This window comes from Vibrio sp. GLN_1 (assembly GCF_043106015.1).
Taxonomy (GTDB): Bacteria; Pseudomonadota; Gammaproteobacteria; order Enterobacterales; family Vibrionaceae; genus Vibrio; species Vibrio parahaemolyticus.
In genome coordinates this window covers 1-18,705 of the sequence record NZ_JBICMD010000007.1, presented here as the reverse complement: position 1 = coordinate 18,705, position 18,705 = coordinate 1, and the positions used below count along the sequence as shown (strand labels likewise).

Genomic DNA, 18,705 nt, shown 5'->3' with positions numbered 1-18,705 from the left:
AATATTATTTAATTATGAAAATGATAATTGATATCATTTTTATTTAAGGGCAGAATACGCGGATTCCATTAATCCTATAAATGAATTCGCTCTCTATATGAAATTTACTCATGTTTTTTTAGGGCTCATAGTTACCTCTAGTTTTGGCGCTACTGCCGCTGATGATTTTAACTGGCTGCGAGATGACGCTCGTAAAGATGAGCGAGTTCTTACCTACTTGACGCAGCAAAACCGCAAAACCGAACAGTATCAAAAAAGTTATCAGGCACTGACACAAGATCTGCTGGCACAGTGGGAAACGATGGTGGCAGACAAAGGCGAGCAGCCATGGTCGATTGTGAATGGACGAGAGTGGACGTTAACGCGTCGTGACGGTCGCTACGTGTTGTTATCACGTGCGAGTCAGCATGCACCAGAAAACGCGGTTTTTGATTTCGCTGAGCGACAATCGGCGCATCAATACTATCAACTTGGTCAGTGGCAAGTGAGTGGTGATAAACTGCTTTTTACTGAGGATATCGACGGCAGCGAGCAATATCGAGCCGTGGTCGTTGATTTACTCTCAGGCCAATCTTCGGAACTGGCAACACACGTCGATAGTGGTGCACTGTTATCAAAAAATGGAAAAATGGCGTACCTTGTAGCAAAGGACAAGCGTACCCAGCGACCTCATCAGATCCTACGTATTTCCACGGAGTCTTTGGCTAAAACAGTAGTATGGAATGAGTACAAATCAGATTGGTTACTCTCTTTTTATCGCGCGGCAGATAGTCGTTACGCCGTACTGCAAAGCAACAACGAGTCAACAACAGAGCAGAAGCTTGTCGATCTAGAAACGGGCACAGTCACCGATTCATTGCGAGTGCCAGAAGTGGGCGTGGAATATTACGCAGATGTCGCGAAAGGGCATGTTTACCTCAACAGTAATCTTGAAGGAAAGTTCGCGCTTTACCAAGCCGAACTCACGCCGCTTAGCGCAACATGGCAACGCTTTACCAACCCTAGTGAGCCGCTTGAGCAGTTCTACCTTTATGATGCAGGAGTTGTGGCACTTAGTAAGCCAAACAATGTGTCGACGTTGACGGTGTATTCTTATCAAGGTCAGGAAAAAGTGATACTGCCATTGGAACACGATGGCAATGTCGCTTGGTTGAGCACGTTAGGCGATTTTGAATCCAACAAGATTCGTATCCGAAGCATGTCGATGACCACGCCTCCTCAATGGGAAGAGTTCGATGTAAAAACGCTGACTAAATCTTTGTACTCTCAAGATACTTACCAAGATTTTGATAGCCAACATTACGTTTCAAAACGAATTTTCATTAAGCACGATGGTGTTTCTGTTCCCGTCTCTTTAGCGTATCGCAAAGACAAATTACACGCTCAATCACCCGTGATGATTTATGGCTATGGCGCATACGGTTTTACGATGAAACCGTACTTTATGCCTCAAGTCATAAGCTTGCTCGACCAAGGCGTGATTTACGCTATCGCCCATGTTCGTGGTGGTGGGCACTTTGGTGATGAGTGGCACGAGCAAGGCCGTGGTGTGCGCAAAGCCAATTCTATTGGCGACTTTGTCGCGGCCGCTAAGACGCTGAAAACGTTTGAACGCGGTAATAGAGAGGTTTTCGCCATTGGCTCTAGTGCTGGTGGCACGTTGGTCGCGGGAGCGGTTAATCGAGATCCTAAGTTGTTTTCAGGTGTCGTGCTTAAAGTGCCTTTTGTTGATGTGGTAGCCAGCATGTCGGATACCTCACTTCCGCTGACCACACAGCAGTATGGCGAATGGGGTAACCCAACCAAACCTGAACAACTGGCACTAATGAAGGCGTACGATCCAATTCTCAACATTCACAAAGACGCTTACCCACCGATGCTGGTTCAAGTCGGTTTGATCGACCAGCGCGTGCCTTACTGGGAAGGTGCCAAGTATCTCGCCAAGGTTTCTGAGCTAAGTGAGCACACCGGGCCGTACTTGTTACAGACCGATTTTAACTCGGGTCACCAAATGGACCCGCGACAAGCGCAAGAACAACAAGCAAAAGAATACGCCTTTCTTTTATCACTGATTAATACATCTAAAGCGGAGCAGTAAATGAAGCTTACCCCAGTGTCAGCGGCAGTACTTTCGGTACTAGCTGCCAGCCAAGTGCACGCCAAATCTGACGTTTTCTCTATGGAAGAGGTTGTGGTGACGGCGAATCGGATTGAACAACCTGTGTCTGAAGTAGCAGGCAGTGTTGCGGTTGTCACCAGCGAAGAGATTGAACAAAAGGGCGAAACAGAGCTTTATGATGCGCTGCGTCACGAGCCTGGGGTAAGTGTGTCGGGTGGTGCTGGTCGTCCACAAAACATCACGATTCGGGGCATGACGGGTAATCGCATTATGATCATTCGTGACGGCATTCGCTCTGCAGACGGTTTTGGGGCGAATGACAACAATGACAAAGTGGGCCGCGACACGTTCGATCTATCTAATCTTGAATCATTAGAAGTAGTGAAAGGGGCAAGTTCCTCAGTCTTGGGCTCTGGTGCCATTGGTGGTGCTGTGATTCTAAAATCCAAACAGCCGGGCGAGTTTTTAGAATATCGTGACTTTTATGTTGACGCCACGGGCACTTATACGGGGATAAGCAATAAATACAAAGGCGCGAGCAATTTGGCATTTCGTTCTGGCGATACGGAAAGCTTGGTCAACGCGGCTTATTGGCAAGGTGAAGAGACGCGTAACTTCAGCCAAGATTTGTACAACCGCGATTTGGATGGTTACAGCGCGTCATACGCCATCCATCATTTCTTCAATGATGAAGTGATGATCAAAGCGCGTGCCGAACTCTATCGACAAGACCAACAACGCCTTGAAGGTTCGTCATCCATACAAAAAGATGGCAAGTGGCATATCGAAGACTTTGCAGAAGATGAATCGACAGAAGAATACAGTGCATATTTAGGTGCAGAGCTAACGCCGCTTGATCCAGCATGGTTTGAAGAGTTGGATACCAAAGTTTATTGGCGTCATACCGAAGTGGTCACAGACACCAATCGCTTAATGAACTCTACCGACGCCAATGGTCTGTTGATCAAGCGCCGCGAACTTGAGCACAAAACATTTACCGATAGCACCGTCGGTTTGAGAGCGGATTTCAAACAGACGCTTCACGCCTCATCGGCTGAGCACAAGTTAGCGTATGGCGTTGAGATAGCATCAGATTACTACCAACGGGAAGATAATCAGAAAGTCCTCGATTGGACGGGTTCCAACGCATCGCAAAAGCAACCCTTTGCGGCTGCACGTGCTTACAACATTGGGCTTTATTTCCGTGACATGATTGAGCTGGAAAAATGGACATTGACTGGCGGTTTGCGTTTCGATGCGCACCGACTTTCACCTGATGGCCAGAATGATATCGGTGGATATCCATTGAAAGATATCGACAGTTCTGAAATTTCACCAAGTTTGTCGATTTCTCGTGAAGTGTTCGAAAACAACCGAGTTTACCTCTCTTACGATCACGGCTATCGAGCGCCAGAATACGATAAGGCGTATGGCTTCGTAAGCCACGACTTTGTGCCGCTGACGCCTTTTGTTATTGCACCAAATATGGATCTAGAGGCTGAAACTTCGGACTCGTTTGAAATCGGTAACAAATTCGATAATGGCCGCGCGCAACTTTACGTTTCTGCGTTTTACAACAAGTTCCAAAACTTCATTGATGTTGTTACCACGGGTCAAGATAACTTCGGCAACTACGTCAAGCAATACCAAAACTTACACGGCGTTGAAACCTACGGCGCGGAGCTTTCTGCCGCGTATGCTTTCACATCGTCTTGGAAGCTAAGTACCAAGCTTGGTTATGTGGACGGAAAGGACGCTGAGGGCGAATACGTTCGTAGCATCACGCCTTTTGAGGGCAATGTTGGGCTGAACTACCAGCAACAAGACTTTAATGCGTTCGCGACGTGGAATTGGGCTGGTTCGATGGATCGTGTGCCGAGTTGCCAAACGTCGCTCGGACAAAAGACTGAATGCGCAAAAACAGAAGCATGGAACACGCTCGATTTGGGAGCAAGTTACCAAATCACCAAAGATTTCCGTTTGAGTGCGACCATCATCAACCTGTTCGACAAAGAATACATTCGTTACCAAGACGTTGCTGGCATAGCTGATGAGAGCAAACGCTACTCAACGGAACCAGGTCGTTACTTTACGGTTAACGCGAAGTACATCTTTTAGTAGGAGCTCAGCATGAAACTCAAACTTTTAGCGCTTTCTCTTGCGTTGGCAGGCGTTCAAGTGACGAACGCAGCGCAGTGGGATTACCCTAGCGCGGCTATTACGGTCACGAACCAAGCCGAAGCGCTACGCTACTTACAAGCCAATTACGCTAGCGCTGGCGAACTTAAGTTTCGCTATCAAACCCGTTCTAAGCTTGGAGATCATTATAACTTTGATGTGTGGGTCGATGGTCAGTATCAACCGCAACGCACTATTGTGTTGTCGACTAACCAAGACCACCAAATCGAGCGTATTTTCAAAAGCCTTGAAGATACGGTTATTCGTAATGGTCAGGCGATGCCAGCCGCAGAACTGGAATTGCCTGTTCGATTGGAAGTGACCGAGCCGCCAGCGTTGAGCTCCGGTGAGTTAGTGACGGTTCCCGTCTCAGTGTTTGATCCTGATTTACGTACGATGCAGCAACAAGCTGCGCCTGATTCCGCTTGGAATTCGTTAGAGGATTATCCGCAGCCACTTCAATATGTTGAGAAGCAGATTCAAGTTTTGCAGTCTGACGGCAAGTTCTACCTAGCCAACGAGCGCGTTAAACAGGTGGATGTACTTGCATTACTGCCTACACCTTCGGTAGGTGCGGAGCCCGTACGCGATACAAGCAGTATTTTGCCGCCTGAAGGTGTTCAATCTTTTGCTGATGTAAAAGCGATGCAAAGTGCTCAGCTTGGCGACAATGCCTTTTTGCAGTTGATGGCGTTTTATCATCTTGACAACTCACTGCAGTACTTATCGAGCTTGAGCTATGACTTGTTTGAAGAGCCGCTTCGTTTTGATGGACGAGGTTTAGCGCTAGACAACTCTTCTTACTACACAGGTTCGCGTGCGCTGATGTTAGGCGTTGGCGGAGTATCTCCGGATGCTGCGGATGCAGATGTGATTTTGCACGAGCTAGGACACGGGATTCACTATCAAATCGTTCCCGACTGGGCGTATGGCCACACTGGCGCGATTGGAGAAGGTGTCGGTGATTACTGGGCGGGCAGCGCGAGCTTCCGAACACAGTATTTAGATGCGGCTCGCCGTGGTCAGGAATTTGAGATTGATACCGTGTTCAACTGGGATGGCATGTTTGGCGTTCGCCGCGCAACACGCAGTCTCTGGAACCAACGTGCTCGTTACTTTGAAGGAGCGGAATACCGAGCGCATGAAAGCGTTGGTGGTGAATTGGGCGACGAGTTGTGGTCGACACCTTTGTTCCAAGCCTTAAAAGCGTCCGTTGCTCGTTATGGAGATGGTTCGGATCGTGTTTTCCGTGACTTTGACTCGATTGTGCTTGAAGGCATGTACGGCGTGGGTCGTGGTGTAAAAATGCATGATTTGGCGGAGTCCACCGTATTTGCCGCGACAATGCTTTTCCCTGAAAAAGAGTACGCACAAATTCTGAAAGACAGCTTCGCACAACATAACTTACTCAAAGTTCCTTTTAACGCCAGATATCAATCTCGTTACATTAAAGCTGGGGAAATGGTCGAGTTGACGCTTTCTCACACTGGCCGATCTGCAAGCGTAAAGGGCAATTGGTCACTGAACAATGACACATCGAAAGCGGTCGATGTGGAACTGGCAAACACGGCCTCATTCAGTGCCAACTTACCAACGGGGCTGACGTGTGGTGCACCGTTTGAATCTAAAGTTTCGTTGGATTATCAGTTTGCTGAAGGGCTTAAGGCGCAATCTTGGCAAAACGTGACGGCGCTAGTGAACGGTGTTCCTCTACTTCTGAATAAGCCCAAGACTATCGAGGATGCGCTCACCGATGCGAGTATTAACTCGCGCGGTCAAGAAGTGCAAGGAAACAAAATTTTTGTTCAAACACTATCAGACAAAACGCAGAAAATTGATGACTCATTTGCCGTTTATCTCGATATCGAACACGCGAATTTAGCGGATTTACACATCACGTTGACGTCGCCACAAGGCCAGTCTGTAGTGCTGTTTAACCATCAGCCGAGTCAATCGGGTGGGTTTACGGGCTATTTCACGGTTCAGCACGATCCACAGCTGCAAGCATTGGTTGGAGAGCCTAGTTGGGGAACGTGGCGACTAGAAGTCTCCGATCGGGTGGTCGGCAACTCGGGCGCACTAAAAGCGTGGGGTGTGAGTCACTTTAACCAGTATCAGTGCGGTGCTGATACCACTTCGAAAAGCAACGGCAATGGCTCGGGTGGGAGTGGCTCACCTTGGGCGCTCTTTGGCTTGCTTGTGCTTTCAATGTTGAGAGTGGTTCGCTCTCGTAATAACGATTCATCAAAAAGAAGATAAGACCTATGAAGTTTCAATATTCTCTCATTGCAGTCTCACTGGCCCTTGTTGGTTGTGGTGGCGGTTCTGGTGGTGGTGACGCAACGGCGCCAAGTTACAACGTAGCGGGAACCATTTCTGCGAAAGGTACGTTGTTAGATACACCAGTGTGCATCGACCTCAACCAGAACTTTGTGTGTGATGCGACTGAGCCGAGCACAAAAAGTAATAACGCAGGTGAGTTCTCGATTACCTCGACAAACAAGAACATTTTAACCAGTCCAATTTTGGCTCAGGTTGACCAAGGCGACGAGCTCACACTGAACATGATGACGCCGGGACGTGGTTTGAGCAAAGGTAACGACATTAATGGCGTTACCACATTAATCGCAGCGCTGGTTATTGATGGTAAAACCGTCAGCCAAGCAGAACAAGTTCTAAAAGATTGGCTTGCACATGCTAACGTGAAACTGTCTGGCACCGTGATGTCGGATCCCAATGCGTCTGAGTTGGAATACATCGAGCAAAACACGGTCGGGTTGCTAAGCAAAATGAAGCCAGAACACATCACACTTGGCATGGCGACGATGGCGCAAACACTCAGCTATAACGACAAATCTCTCGCGGCGTACTTGTTGAGTGATGTGGAGGTCTCTGAGTTAGCGGCTAAGTTGTCTTCTTTATCTGCGCTTGGCTCGGTAGGTAATGATACGGGTACCGTTTTGTATTATACGGTCGCTAAAGGACATTCGAACACAGCGACGCCTCAAGAACTTTTCCCAGGACAAGATGCTGAATTTGGTTTTGACAAATTAGAGAAGCAGGCGGCGACAGGTAATGGCTTCAAGTTTGTTAAGTTAAGTGCAACGGGCGAGAAGCTAAAGGTGGATGCAACCACTTGGGCTTGTACATTAGATGAGCGCACGGGTTTGGTTTGGGAAAACAAAAGTGCTGACGAAAATTCGCTTCAGTTTAAAGATCGTCTGTTTGTTTACGAATCAGAAGACTTTAAGCCATTTTCTAAAGACTTGGAACAGGTTGGTTGTGTCAACGCAAGAGATGATATTTGCTCAACTAAGCAATACATTGAGCACATCAACCAGAAGTCACTGTGTGGTATCACAAATTGGCGCTTACCGGATTATCAGGAGTTTTATGATGTTCTCGACTTCGGTGAAACAGAGAAAGATGCAAGTGGCGTCGTTTATGGAATGAATGTTAAGTTCTTCCCACAGCAAACGTTAGGTAGTCCTTATTTGGAATACGGTTCGGTTTGGTTCCAGGCGTTTACCTTTACTGAAAATGACAAGGTAAAAACGCCCGAGTACTTAAGAATGCCGTTGGTAACGGTTCGAGGTGCCGACCGTGGACAATCTAGCTCGATTGAGATTTATTCCGATAAAAAAGATCCAACAGCTGATGATTCATACCAATTTCCAATTCGTCTAGTTGCTGAGAAAGGAGAGTAAGATGAAAAAACTTATTACCGCATTATCTCTTGTACTTGTTTCTTACGCGTCGATGGCCGCTCAGGAATGCTCTTTGGATTTTGTGAAGTCAGCGCCGAATTCTCGCTACTTATACTCTGATCTAGGTGTTGTAACAGATTTAAAAACAGGACTCACTTGGATGCGCTGCCCAGTTGGTATGACATGGGATATGGCTCAAAAAGCGTGTTCTGGGGAAGCTCAAAAAGTAACATGGCAAAACGCGCTGCTTACTGCGGAGCAAATTCGGAATGCCTCGGGCAACCATGTGCTACACAATTTTGCAGATAAAAAACAGTGGCGATTACCGAATATTAAAGAGTTAGTTACACTCACAGAGCGAGCGTGTTTCCATCCTTCGATGAATGGTACGGCGTTTGAAAGCGCATACTCGCTTGAAACTGGTGATTTAGGTAGTTATATCTGGAGCAACACGCCCGGCACCGACGCTAGGCAAATCATGACGTTCGAAAGTGTGAATGGAGATGTTATTGGCTATTCTCCTGAGGCGAACCAGTTTTCAGTGTTGCTTGTCACAGACGAAGATTAATCGACAAGTGGCTGTTAAGACAATGACGTTAAAAAGCTCCGCATTTGCGGAGCTTTTTTCGTATTTCATTCAGTGTTTCGCATGTGTTTACACCACAATGAGTGATTACACTTGGAACTGTCTTAACTGTTGCTGCTGGTTTTCCGCTAGGCCAGAAAGCTCTTGAGCGGCAGCGGCGGATTGCGTAATACCAGTTACGTTCTGGCTCACCAGCTCATAGATGTTTGTTAAGTTGTTATTGATATCAGCCGTGACCTGTTTCTGCTCTTCTGATGCGGTCGCCACTTGAGTGTTGATTGAGTTCAGCTCGGCGATAGCGTTACTGATATTAGCAAGTGATTGGCTAACTTCTTGTGCCAGAGCTTGGTTGTCTGACAGCATGGCTAAGCTAGAGTGCATGCTTTCATTCGCGTGACCAGATTGCTGTTGAAGCTCTTCAATGATGGTCTGGATCTCTTTTGTCGACTCCTGAGTTCGCGCCGCTAGCATACGGACTTCATCGGCCACTACCGCGAAGCCTCGGCCACTTTCGCCCGCACGTGCAGCCTCGATTGCTGCATTCAGTGCAAGCAGATTGGTTTGCTCAGAAATGCCTTCAATCACTTCGATCACGCGACCAATATGTTCTGATTGATCTTTTAGCGACGTCACGACGGCAGCGGCTTCGTTGAGTTGCTCCGCCATTTTTTCGCTTGCGCGAGTGCTTTCTTCAAACATGCTCAGGCTTTGTGAGGTCAGCATGCGTGCTTGATTTGATGCGCTATCGGCTTCTTGTGCATTGGTCGACACCTCAGCTGCGGTAGATTCTAGCTGGTTGATCGCCGAAGCCACTTGCTCAACTTCTTGTTTTTCTTGATCCGAATTGACGCTGCTTTGAGTCATAACGGTCGCTAACTCGGTCGATGCTGATGCCACATCTTCACTAATGCGAACTAATGCACTCACTGTTTCACGCAGTTTGTCGATGGTTTGGTTTACATCCTGAGCCAGCTGCGACACTTCGTTTTTTCCGATGGCTTCGGCTTTAACCAATAGATTTCCCTTCGCGACTTCTTGCATGGTTCCTTGAAGGTTACGAATCGGTGCAACGATATAGCTGGCTAGTATCCAACTAATAAGCGAAGCGGCACTCAAGATCACCGCAAGCGAGACCGCGCTGTAAGTGAGCGTGGCTGAATGCTGTTCGCCATTCGCTTCCACTTCATCAGTGACGATTTGATTCAATTGCTTAGACAGGTTGTCGATGGCGTTGATCATTGCTTCGCCAGCCAATCGATATTCTGCCATCGCAGATTCGTACTTTTGATTGAAATCGGATGTGGTGTAGCCAGAAGAGTGTTTGGTGGTGAGCAGAGGTGTCATGGTGACGCGCGTGAAATCAACATAGTGATCCATGGCTTTGCGCATGGCATTCACTTCGGTTTGAACGCCTGGGAGGCTATCGATGGAATTGAGAAAATCGCAGTTTTTGTTTTGTCTATCAGACAGTTCTTGGTTGAGAGTTTGGACATCTTCGGCTCTAAATAGACTGTAAATGGCTTTGATGCGCATGGCGTAGGTGTTGTCTACGATGGCGCTGAGTTCCTCTTTATGAATGATCAGCTTGTTGGTGGAAGTGGAAACCTTATTGAATGCTTGATCGAGCTTGCCGATTCCGACGCTCAATCCAATGACGAGTAATACAACGGTGAATAGAACAGGTAAAAAGACCTGAAGTTTAATAGAAAGCGTACTAAGAAATTGACGCATGATTGACCCTCTATAGTTTTGATTATTATCATTATTATTAATAACCTTAAGAATTCTAATGAATACATTTTTCAAATCAATTACTTACTAATGCCGAATTGTTATGAAATGTAGCAAAATTGAAGGACTTGGCATTTTGTATAGAAGTAGAAAGGCGCGGAAGTAGGCGAGGAAATAACACAACCTGAAATGTTGCGGAATTAATATACAGAAATGACAACGTGTCATAGAGGGTTCAACTAAGTGAAACACAACTGTCATATTCGGATTCTAAAGTGGGCACCGTTCAAGTGAAACACAACGGCAATAAAGCCACTTTAAGGAAATTGTGATGAAAAAGACAGTAATCGGTGCAATCGCACTTCTAGGCGCAATGGCAGTGACTTCTGTTTCTGCTAAAGAAACTATCTCTGCAGTGGGTTCTAGCAGCGTAACTCCACTGATGGAAGTTTTCTCTGAAACATACATGAAGACGAACCCGAACGTATTTATCGAGGTTCAAGGCCCTGGCTCTTCAGCTGGCGTTAAAGCGGCGAAAAACGGTTCAGCAGACTTAGGTATGTCTTCTCGTAACCTGAAGGAATCAGAAAAAGAGCCAACACTTGTTGAAGAAGTGGTTGCTCGTGACGGTATCGCGGTTGTTGTTAACCCACAAAACAAGCTAGCAGGTCTAACTGCTGAGCAAGTGACAGCAATCTACAAAGGCGAAGTATCAAACTGGAAAGAAGTGGGTGGCGAAGACAAGCCAATCGTAGCAATCACTCGTGATACCGCTTCTGGTACTCGTGGTGCATTTGAAGACATCATGGCGCTGAAAATGAAAATTTCTGGCAAGAAAGTTTCAGCAATCTCTCAACGTGCTCAAGTTGCTAACGGTAACGGCGCACTTAAAACAATGGTTGCGTCTAACCCATACGCAATCGGCTACATCTCACTAGGTACAGTAGACAACACAGTTAACGCTCTAGCAATCGACGGTGTTGATGCAACAGTCGCTAACGTTAAAAACGGTTCTTACAAAGTAGCTCGCCCATTCCTTGTGCTTTACAAAGAAGGCAAGCCATCTGCAGAAACGCAAAAATTCCTAGATTGGATGCTAACTGAAGATGCGCAAAAGCTAGTTGACCAAAACGGTTACATCTCAGTTCACTAATTTATCGGGACTCTTAAGTTTGCTCAGCCCACCGTTTAGGGCTGAGCCTTTTCTATCCATAGCGTTCATTGGCAATACCCAGAACCGTGAGATTTTTAAATGACCATCGCAACAAATAGTGAAAAGCTTATGAATACTGACGCTAAAGCTATCAGCAAGCCAGGCCTACGCGAGAAACGTCGTGTAGACTGGAAAGAGCGTATCTTCCACGGCTTGTTCCTAACCAGTGCTGTTATCGGCATTGTGTCGTTAGCAGTAATTGCTTACTTTATTGTTCGAGAGAGTATTCCTGCCTTCCAAGAAGCTGGAGTATCGGGCATCGTTCTTGGCCAAAACTGGCTTCCACCTGCGCTTTACGGCGTAGCAACAATGATTGTCGCTTCTGTAGTCTCTACTGCGGGTGCGGTGATGGTTGGCGTTCCTGTTGGTGTGCTTACCGCAATCTTCATCGCTGAAATCGCACCTAAGCGTTTGGCTGATGTTATTCGTCCTGCGGTTGAGTTGCTAGCGGGTATCCCTTCGGTGGTGTATGGCTTCTTCGGCCTCGTTATCATCGTTCCTTTGATTCAAGACATCTTCAATGTGCCAGCGGGTAACACCATCTTGGCGGGTATTATTGTTCTTGGTGTGATGATTCTACCGACCGTAATCACGGTATCTGAAACGTCTATTCGAGCGGTTCCTCGTGCTTACAAAGAAGGCTCTTTGGCTCTTGGCGCTTCAAAAATCTACACAATCTTCAAACTGCTCGTTCCTGCGGCTCGTTCAGGCATCATGACTGGTGTGATTCTTGGTATCGGTCGTGCGTTGGGTGAGACAATGGCAATCATCATGGTGATGGGTAACGCACCGGCAATGCCAGAAGGCATTCTCGACTCAGCACGTACGCTGACCGCGAACATCGCGATTGAAATGTCTTACGCAAGTGGTGTTCACGCGAACGCACTGTACGCAACAGGTGTGGTACTGCTGGTCTTCATCATGTCGTTGAACGCTGTACTTCTTTACCTAAACCGAGAAAAAGCGAAGTAATCGCTCGTTAAAGGTGACTATTATGGATCGCGCAAAACTGAAAAAAGCACGCCAGTTCAAAGATAACGTCTTTAACGCTTTCGTTTGGATTTCGGCTGCACTAACGGTAGGTTTTCTGTTCTGGATTATCTGGTACATCCTATCAAACGGTCTACAACACGTAGATTGGAACTTCATTACTGACAATTACACTCGTACCGGCGATGAGCACGGTATCTTCCCGATGATTGTGTCGACCATTTACATGGTTATTGCATCCATCGCGGTAGCGGCACCATTGGGTATCATGACGGCGATTTACCTGACTGAATACGCAAAAGTCGGCAGCCGCTTGGTGAAAGTGATTCGATTCTGTACAGAATCCCTAGCAGGTATCCCGTCGATCATCTTCGGTCTGTTTGGTATGACTTTCTTCGTGGCAATTCTTGGTCTTGGTTTCTCGATTCTATCGGGTGCACTGACGCTAAGTATCCTAATCCTGCCAGTTATCATCCGTACCACGGAAGAAGCATTGATGGCAGTGCCACAAACGTATCGTGAAGGTTCATACGGCCTTGGCGCTTCAAAAATTTACACTATCTGGCGTTTGATTCTTCCGAGCGCGATGCCAGGTATCTTAACCTCGGTCATTCTAAGTATTGGTCGTGTCATTGGTGAGTCTGCTCCAGTATTCCTGACAGCAGGTATGGTTGCTCGTATTCCGGATTCTCTATTGGATTCAGGCCGTACGTTAACCGTTCACCTTTACAAACTGACTACCGAGCTGTTTACCATTGAAGAATGGAATCAGGCTTACGGTACGGCAACAGTGCTGATCGTCGTTGTTCTTTTGATCAACATGGTGACTAAACTGATTGCAAGACGTTTTAACACAGCAACTTACTAACAAAACCAAAACAGAAGCGCACGTTAAAAGACACGAATTCAAGATTTAAGAGATTAAGACAATGAACAAGTTTGATATTGAAAACCTAGACCTATTCTACGGTGAAAACCAAGCACTGAAATCGATCAACCTGCCTATTCCTGTTCGTCAAGTGACGGCTCTTATCGGCCCATCAGGTTGTGGTAAATCAACGCTTCTACGCTGTTTGAACCGCATGAATGACCTTATCGAAGGCGTAAAAATTACGGGTAAGCTCGCAATGGATGGCGAAGACATCTACGGCAACATTGACGTTGCGGACCTTCGCATCAAAGTCGGCATGGTATTCCAAAAGCCAAACCCATTCCCAATGAGCATCTACGAAAACGTGGCTTACGGCTTGCGCGCTCAAGGTATCAAAGACAAAAAGACCATTGATGAAGTGGTAGAGCGTTCGCTACGCGGCGCAGCACTTTGGGATGAAGTGAAAGATCGTCTGAAATCGCATGCTTTTGGTCTGTCTGGTGGTCAGCAACAGCGTTTGTGTATCGCGCGTACTATCGCGATGGAACCGGACGTAATCCTGATGGATGAACCGACGTCGGCACTTGACCCGATTGCAACCCACAAAATTGAAGAATTGATGGAAGAACTGAAGAAGAACTACACCATCGTAATCGTGACTCACTCAATGCAACAGGCGCGTCGTATCTCTGACCGCACCGCGTTCTTCCTAATGGGTGAACTGGTTGAGCACAACGATACTCAAGTGATCTTCAGCAACCCTCAAGACGACCGTACGCAAGGCTACGTAAACGGCGACTTCGGTTAATAACCGCATTTTTGAAATAACCAGATAACTATAAGCGATGGTAACTTTGCCCCTCTTTATGAGGGGCCTTTTTCTTTTTAAGATACTGATTTATAAAATCTATCTGCATAAATAATTATTAAAAATTAAGCGACATTGGCCACTTTTATGCAACATGTAATTCTCGTGAAACATGGTGCTAAAAGTGCTGAAGAGTTCTCGAATGTGAAACTTAGTCCGAAAATTTTGCGAATTACTTAACAGCTCAAAATTGATTATATTGATTGCATATCACCACCTGCGTAGTTTTTTATCGAGGATAAAAAAGTAAATTAGGTTGGTAGGGTGAATTTAAAAAGTTTTACGAGAAAAGTGTCTTCAACGAGGGACCACCGGCTGCTGGCCGAAGCAATATTCGATCAATTAGAGAACCTCTTTTCCCCCCACGCGATCGCCATTTTTGAAGACCCTTTAACCAATCCTCGTTGTTCTGTGAGTTTTTCTCGCGGAGAGCTTTACCCTATTCAAAAGTACCCTGAGATTTTCTGGGACTGGGCCTGCCAATTTGATACATCCGAAAGCATTATTCCTCTGGCGATTAACACTTGTAACTGGAATCACACCCAAGATTTAGGTGGCGACAGCTACATAATGATGCTCGACAACACGCCAATAAAACGCACCTATTTACTTATCCAATCTGTCCAAGCTCGCACCGCACACAATATTTACGAAGAAAGCTACGACGCAATGCAGCTCGCGGCTGCGCGTTGGCAATGCATTCGAGCCGAGAAAAATGCATCACAAGAGATGCGACATCGAGACATCCGTGAAGCTCAATACGTCGATGAAATTAGCCAGCGCGAACGTTTTATCGAAAACATGAAGTTAGTTCAGCAAGTCGCACTCGAGATCTCCAACCCTGATTCCTTAAAAGATTTGTATTACAAAGCCGTCGAAGCCCTGCGTGAACGATTGGGCTTTGACCGCACCACACTGATGCTACTGGACATGAAAAAGCGCAGTTTCAGCGGTACATACGGCACAGATGAGTCTGGCGTTACGATCGATGAATTCCACACGCAATACGATCTACATCAACTGAGTGAGGAATACATCGCTGCGCTGTCGAGCCTTGAGAGTAATTTAGTGATCATCGAAGATGCGCCAATATACACGGCGGGCAAAGTGGTCGGGCAGGGATGGAACGCGATGTTAATCTTGCGTGACGGCAATGAGCCCTTCGGTTGGTTTGCACTCGATAACTTTATTCATCGCAAGCCGATAACGGCGTATCAAAAACAGATGTTGGACTCGTTTGGTTCTCTTTTCTCGCAAATTTATATCCGTAAGCGCCAAGAGCAAAATGTGCGTATGTTGCACTCAAGCATGGTTGAGCTATCACGCTGTACAACCGTTAGTGATGTGTGTAAATCGGCAGTGACTTTCGCGATTAAAAACCTCGGTATTGATCGTATGGCGGTATTTTTGACCGATGAAAACTGCTCATACATGCAGGGCACTTGGGGCACTGACATTCAAGGGAATGTCGTCGATGAGTCCTATTTCTTTGGTGAGACGCAAAACTTTTCTCTGATCAATTTGGCTCGCGCCGTACCGAGTGAAGTCGCATTCGAAGAATCCGTTCCCATTTACCACGACTGTAATATCGTCGGTTTTGGTTGGGCGGCAATGACGGTTCTCACCTCAAACAGCAGTGGCCCCATCGCTTTTATTGCCGTCGATAACCTGCTCACTCGCGCGCCGTTAACCTCTCAACTGCGCGAAGTGATTCGTATGTTCTCTTCCAGTTTGGCCGAGGTGCTGCAACGCACTCAAGCTCAAGAGGCGATTCGAGAGTTAAATGAAAACCTTGAGTTAGAAGTGCAGAACCGAACCAAAGAGCTAGAAGAGGCGAATCGCCAGCTCGAAGTACTGTCTAAACTCGATCCACTTACGCGCCTTGGCAATCGCCGTATGCTGGAGCATGTGATGCAAAAATACTGCGCATTGGATTGCGAAGAGGCGATGTCATTTGGTCTGATTCTGATTGATATCGACCATTTTGGTTTGTTTAACAATCACTATGGCCATCTTGAAGGGGACATTGCACTGATGCGGATTGGGAACATTCTTGAACACCATACCAAAGATGAAGACGAGGTCTTTTGTCGTATTGGGGGTGAAGAGTTTGTGTTATTGATGATCGGCTCGAACCAAGAAGAGGTTCGTTTGAGAGCGGAATGCACCCGTCAATGCATTGAAGATGAAGGCATCAAGCATCAACATAACCCAGAAGGTGAATTGCTGACGGTTTCGGTGGGGTACTCCTGCTACAAAACCAAAGGCAAAGACTTCAATTTCGACCACTTGTATCAGTTGTCCGACAAGGCGCTCTATCAGGCGAAAAGCAGTGGGAGAAATTGCGTGAAGCGATATGAGTTAAAAGACCCTCAAAAAGATCAAATTGTAGCGTGAGTTTGTTTTTACGTACTTCCTGAACATCAGAAACCAAAAATGGCAGCGTTTAGAGCGCTGCCATTCTTATTTATAGTTTTTCTAGCTGGTGGCTAGATTTGTCACGTTTGGCCTTGGCCAGTTTTTGCACTTTCTCCAACAGGGCTTTGTGACTCCATGGCTGTTGATTTGGACTAAAACGTGCTCTGTTCATGGCATCGAGTTCGAGTTTGACCGCTTGAACATCTTCGGGATTTAGTCGGTCACGATGGGTACTCAAGTACTCGTTTACTGAGCGTTCGATTTTCGCTTCGTCGCCTTCATTAATGATGCGTTTCAACGCTTCAACGCAAAGTGGTCTTTCTGATGCCGACAATGGTTCTGTGGAAGCAACAGGACGCTTTTTCCAAATTACAAATGCAATTGCGGAAGTAAGAATCCACAAGCCTGCAAAAACAAAAGTGAGCGTTTGCCAGAGTTTATCGACGCCATTTTGTCGGGCGGGAGCTGCATTTGAAACGGTTGGTATAGGAAGCGCGGTTTCAGGTAAGGTAATCAAGCCTGCATCGCTTTGTTCCACATTCAGTTTCAGTTCAGACAAGTTTGCCTGCTTTGCTTCATCGCTTTTACTGTCCCACCAATTCAGTGCGTAGCCTGGCAGCGTGAATTCGCCAGCTTCTGTTGGGATCAGCACTTGTTTTACCGTCATGATTACCGTGCCATCTCTTGCTGTGTCGAATTGAGGCTGTTCAGGGTAAACGCGTAAGGAGTTTGGGTAATCCATAGTAATACGCGGTAAGTATTCGGCTTGTGTACCGCGAGCTTTGATTTGAATGGTACGAGTAATAGACGAACCTTGTTTCACGTTATTTACCGTATTGGCGGATAGCGTATTGCCTTGATCGTCTTGCCAGCTCTGAGTCATTTGCAATGCCGATGCGGGTAACCAACTGCCTTTAAACTCACTAGGTATGGCTTTTACCGTTATTGGCATTTGCTCCACTTTTGTGCTGATCGGCATGATCTTGGTTGAGCCCGTCAGACTATCGCCATAGATATAAGATCCAGTCAGTTGTGGGCCAAGGAGCGTGAATGTTCCCGGTTGTTCTGCGGTTAAGCGGAAAGATTGCTCCACCACTGTCACTTCAAGCCCAGAAATGACTCGCTGCCCTTGTTGCATTTCACCAACAGGTTCAAGATTCATGCCTTCAATACGTGGTGGCACAACTTGTGGGTTGTCTAAACGGCGAGTGTCGGCCTTGATGATCAGTTGCATGCGTAAATTCGCAGATTGCTGCGGATATAGCGTATGGTTATCGACACTCATATTGAAGCTGAACAAATCATCCAGATCGGGTGCCGATTTGTTCGCCGTGACTTTTAGCTGAATTGGCTCGGTTTTCATGCCATCGGCCGAAAAACTCGGGATCGTAATTATCCCTTCTTTCATTGGCGCTATAGAAATGCTCCATTCTGTGCGCTGATATTTTCGACCATTGATGTTGTTACTCGAACGCCCGTAGCGAGGCTGTCCTAGGAAGAAGTCTTTTTCCAATACGCTGAAGTCGATGGCGTCGGACGCAACTTCTGAGTCTGCCATTATCCGTAGGTTGATGACTTCATTTTTAGCCACTTCAGTTTTGTTGACACTTGCCTGGAGGCTTTGTGCCATCACCGAGAAACTAGATAACAGGCTGGCCACAAGAATAAATACCAGATGTACGCCTTTTTTCATCACGGGCTTACCACTCCTTCTGAGATTGTTGTGGACGTTGTTTTTGTTGAGCTTGCAACTGCATTTGTGCACGAATCAAAAAGCTTGGATCTCGAGCACTTTCGACAGCTTCTAGGCGGCGGAATTCAGGAGCATCCTGAGGTGTTTTTTCTGGTTGGGCTTGCGCTTGCATAGGTTCACCTTTTTTTTGCTCACCTTGCTTTTCTACTTCCGTCTCGGCCTTTTGCTGCTTAGCTTTGTGTTCGGATTCTTGTTTTTCTTTTTTATTTTCAGCGTCTTGCTGATTTTGTGACTGCTGTCCTTGATCTTGTTTAGTACTATTCTGAGACTT

General features: G+C 46.6%; 12 protein-coding genes and 1 pseudogene. 10 read left to right on the top strand and 3 right to left on the bottom strand.

The genetic code is table 11. The features are described from left to right. Positions 1–97 precede the first annotated feature (97 nt). From ACF8OV_RS02775 to ACF8OV_RS02755, 5 genes are read left to right on the top strand one after another with little or no spacing between them, the layout of a single operon-like run. Positions 98–2,098, top strand: coding sequence for a prolyl oligopeptidase family serine peptidase (locus ACF8OV_RS02775; RefSeq protein WP_203503405.1), 2,001 nt, complete (start codon positions 98–100; stop codon positions 2,096–2,098). Further along, positions 2,099–4,237 carry a TonB-dependent hemoglobin/transferrin/lactoferrin family receptor gene (locus ACF8OV_RS02770; RefSeq protein ID WP_203503402.1) on the top strand — a complete coding sequence of 713 codons (2,139 nt, stop codon included), beginning with the start codon at positions 2,099–2,101 and terminating at the stop codon, positions 4,235–4,237. A gap of 12 nt (positions 4,238–4,249) precedes the next feature. Then, positions 4,250–6,556: a proprotein convertase P-domain-containing protein gene (locus ACF8OV_RS02765; protein WP_203503399.1), complete on the top strand. Its 2,307-nt coding sequence runs from the start codon at positions 4,250–4,252 to the stop codon at positions 6,554–6,556. A gap of 5 nt (positions 6,557–6,561) precedes the next feature. After that, complete coding sequence (locus ACF8OV_RS02760) at positions 6,562–8,004, top strand: DUF1566 domain-containing protein (RefSeq protein ID WP_015313560.1); 1,443 nt, start codon at positions 6,562–6,564, stop codon at positions 8,002–8,004. A 1-nt stretch (position 8,005) separates the two neighbouring features. Then, positions 8,006–8,572: a DUF1566 domain-containing protein gene (locus ACF8OV_RS02755; RefSeq protein WP_005462950.1), complete on the top strand. Its 567-nt coding sequence runs from the start codon at positions 8,006–8,008 to the stop codon at positions 8,570–8,572. A gap of 105 nt (positions 8,573–8,677) precedes the next feature. Here the strand turns inward: ACF8OV_RS02755 and ACF8OV_RS02750 are convergent, their stop codons facing one another. After that, positions 8,678–10,321: a methyl-accepting chemotaxis protein gene (locus ACF8OV_RS02750; protein ID WP_203503385.1), complete on the bottom strand. Its 1,644-nt coding sequence runs from the start codon at positions 10,319–10,321 to the stop codon at positions 8,678–8,680. 331 nt (positions 10,322–10,652) lie between these two features. Here ACF8OV_RS02750 and ACF8OV_RS02745 point away from each other — a divergent pair, with 331 nt between their 5' ends. From ACF8OV_RS02745 to ACF8OV_RS02725, 5 genes are all read left to right on the top strand, one after another. Beyond that, positions 10,653–11,474 (top strand): phosphate ABC transporter substrate-binding protein, encoded by an 822-nt coding sequence (locus ACF8OV_RS02745; protein ID WP_025541912.1) that lies wholly within the window; start codon positions 10,653–10,655, stop codon positions 11,472–11,474. A gap of 99 nt (positions 11,475–11,573) precedes the next feature. Further along, entirely contained in the window at positions 11,574–12,506 is a 933-nt protein-coding gene (gene pstC / locus ACF8OV_RS02740; protein ID WP_005462956.1) for a phosphate ABC transporter permease subunit PstC, read from the top strand. 22 nt (positions 12,507–12,528) lie between these two features. Beyond that, positions 12,529–13,392 carry a phosphate ABC transporter permease PstA gene (gene pstA / locus ACF8OV_RS02735; protein WP_005478161.1) on the top strand — a complete coding sequence of 288 codons (864 nt, stop codon included), beginning with the start codon at positions 12,529–12,531 and terminating at the stop codon, positions 13,390–13,392. Between the two features lie 61 nt (positions 13,393–13,453). After that, positions 13,454–14,203: a phosphate ABC transporter ATP-binding protein PstB gene (pstB, locus tag ACF8OV_RS02730; protein ID WP_005462960.1), complete on the top strand. Its 750-nt coding sequence runs from the start codon at positions 13,454–13,456 to the stop codon at positions 14,201–14,203. Between the two features lie 378 nt (positions 14,204–14,581). Beyond that, on the top strand, positions 14,582–16,660 hold the full coding sequence (locus tag ACF8OV_RS02725) for a GGDEF domain-containing protein (protein WP_317676257.1): 2,079 nt from the start codon (positions 14,582–14,584) through the stop codon (positions 16,658–16,660). A gap of 70 nt (positions 16,661–16,730) precedes the next feature. Here ACF8OV_RS02725 and ACF8OV_RS02720 read toward each other — a convergent pair whose 3' ends face one another. Further along, positions 16,731–18,377, bottom strand: coding sequence for a BatD family protein (locus tag ACF8OV_RS02720; protein ID WP_317676241.1), 1,647 nt, complete (start codon positions 18,375–18,377; stop codon positions 16,731–16,733). A gap of 4 nt (positions 18,378–18,381) precedes the next feature. Beyond that, positions 18,382–18,705, bottom strand: a pseudogene (locus tag ACF8OV_RS02715) (hypothetical protein); the annotation flags it as partial.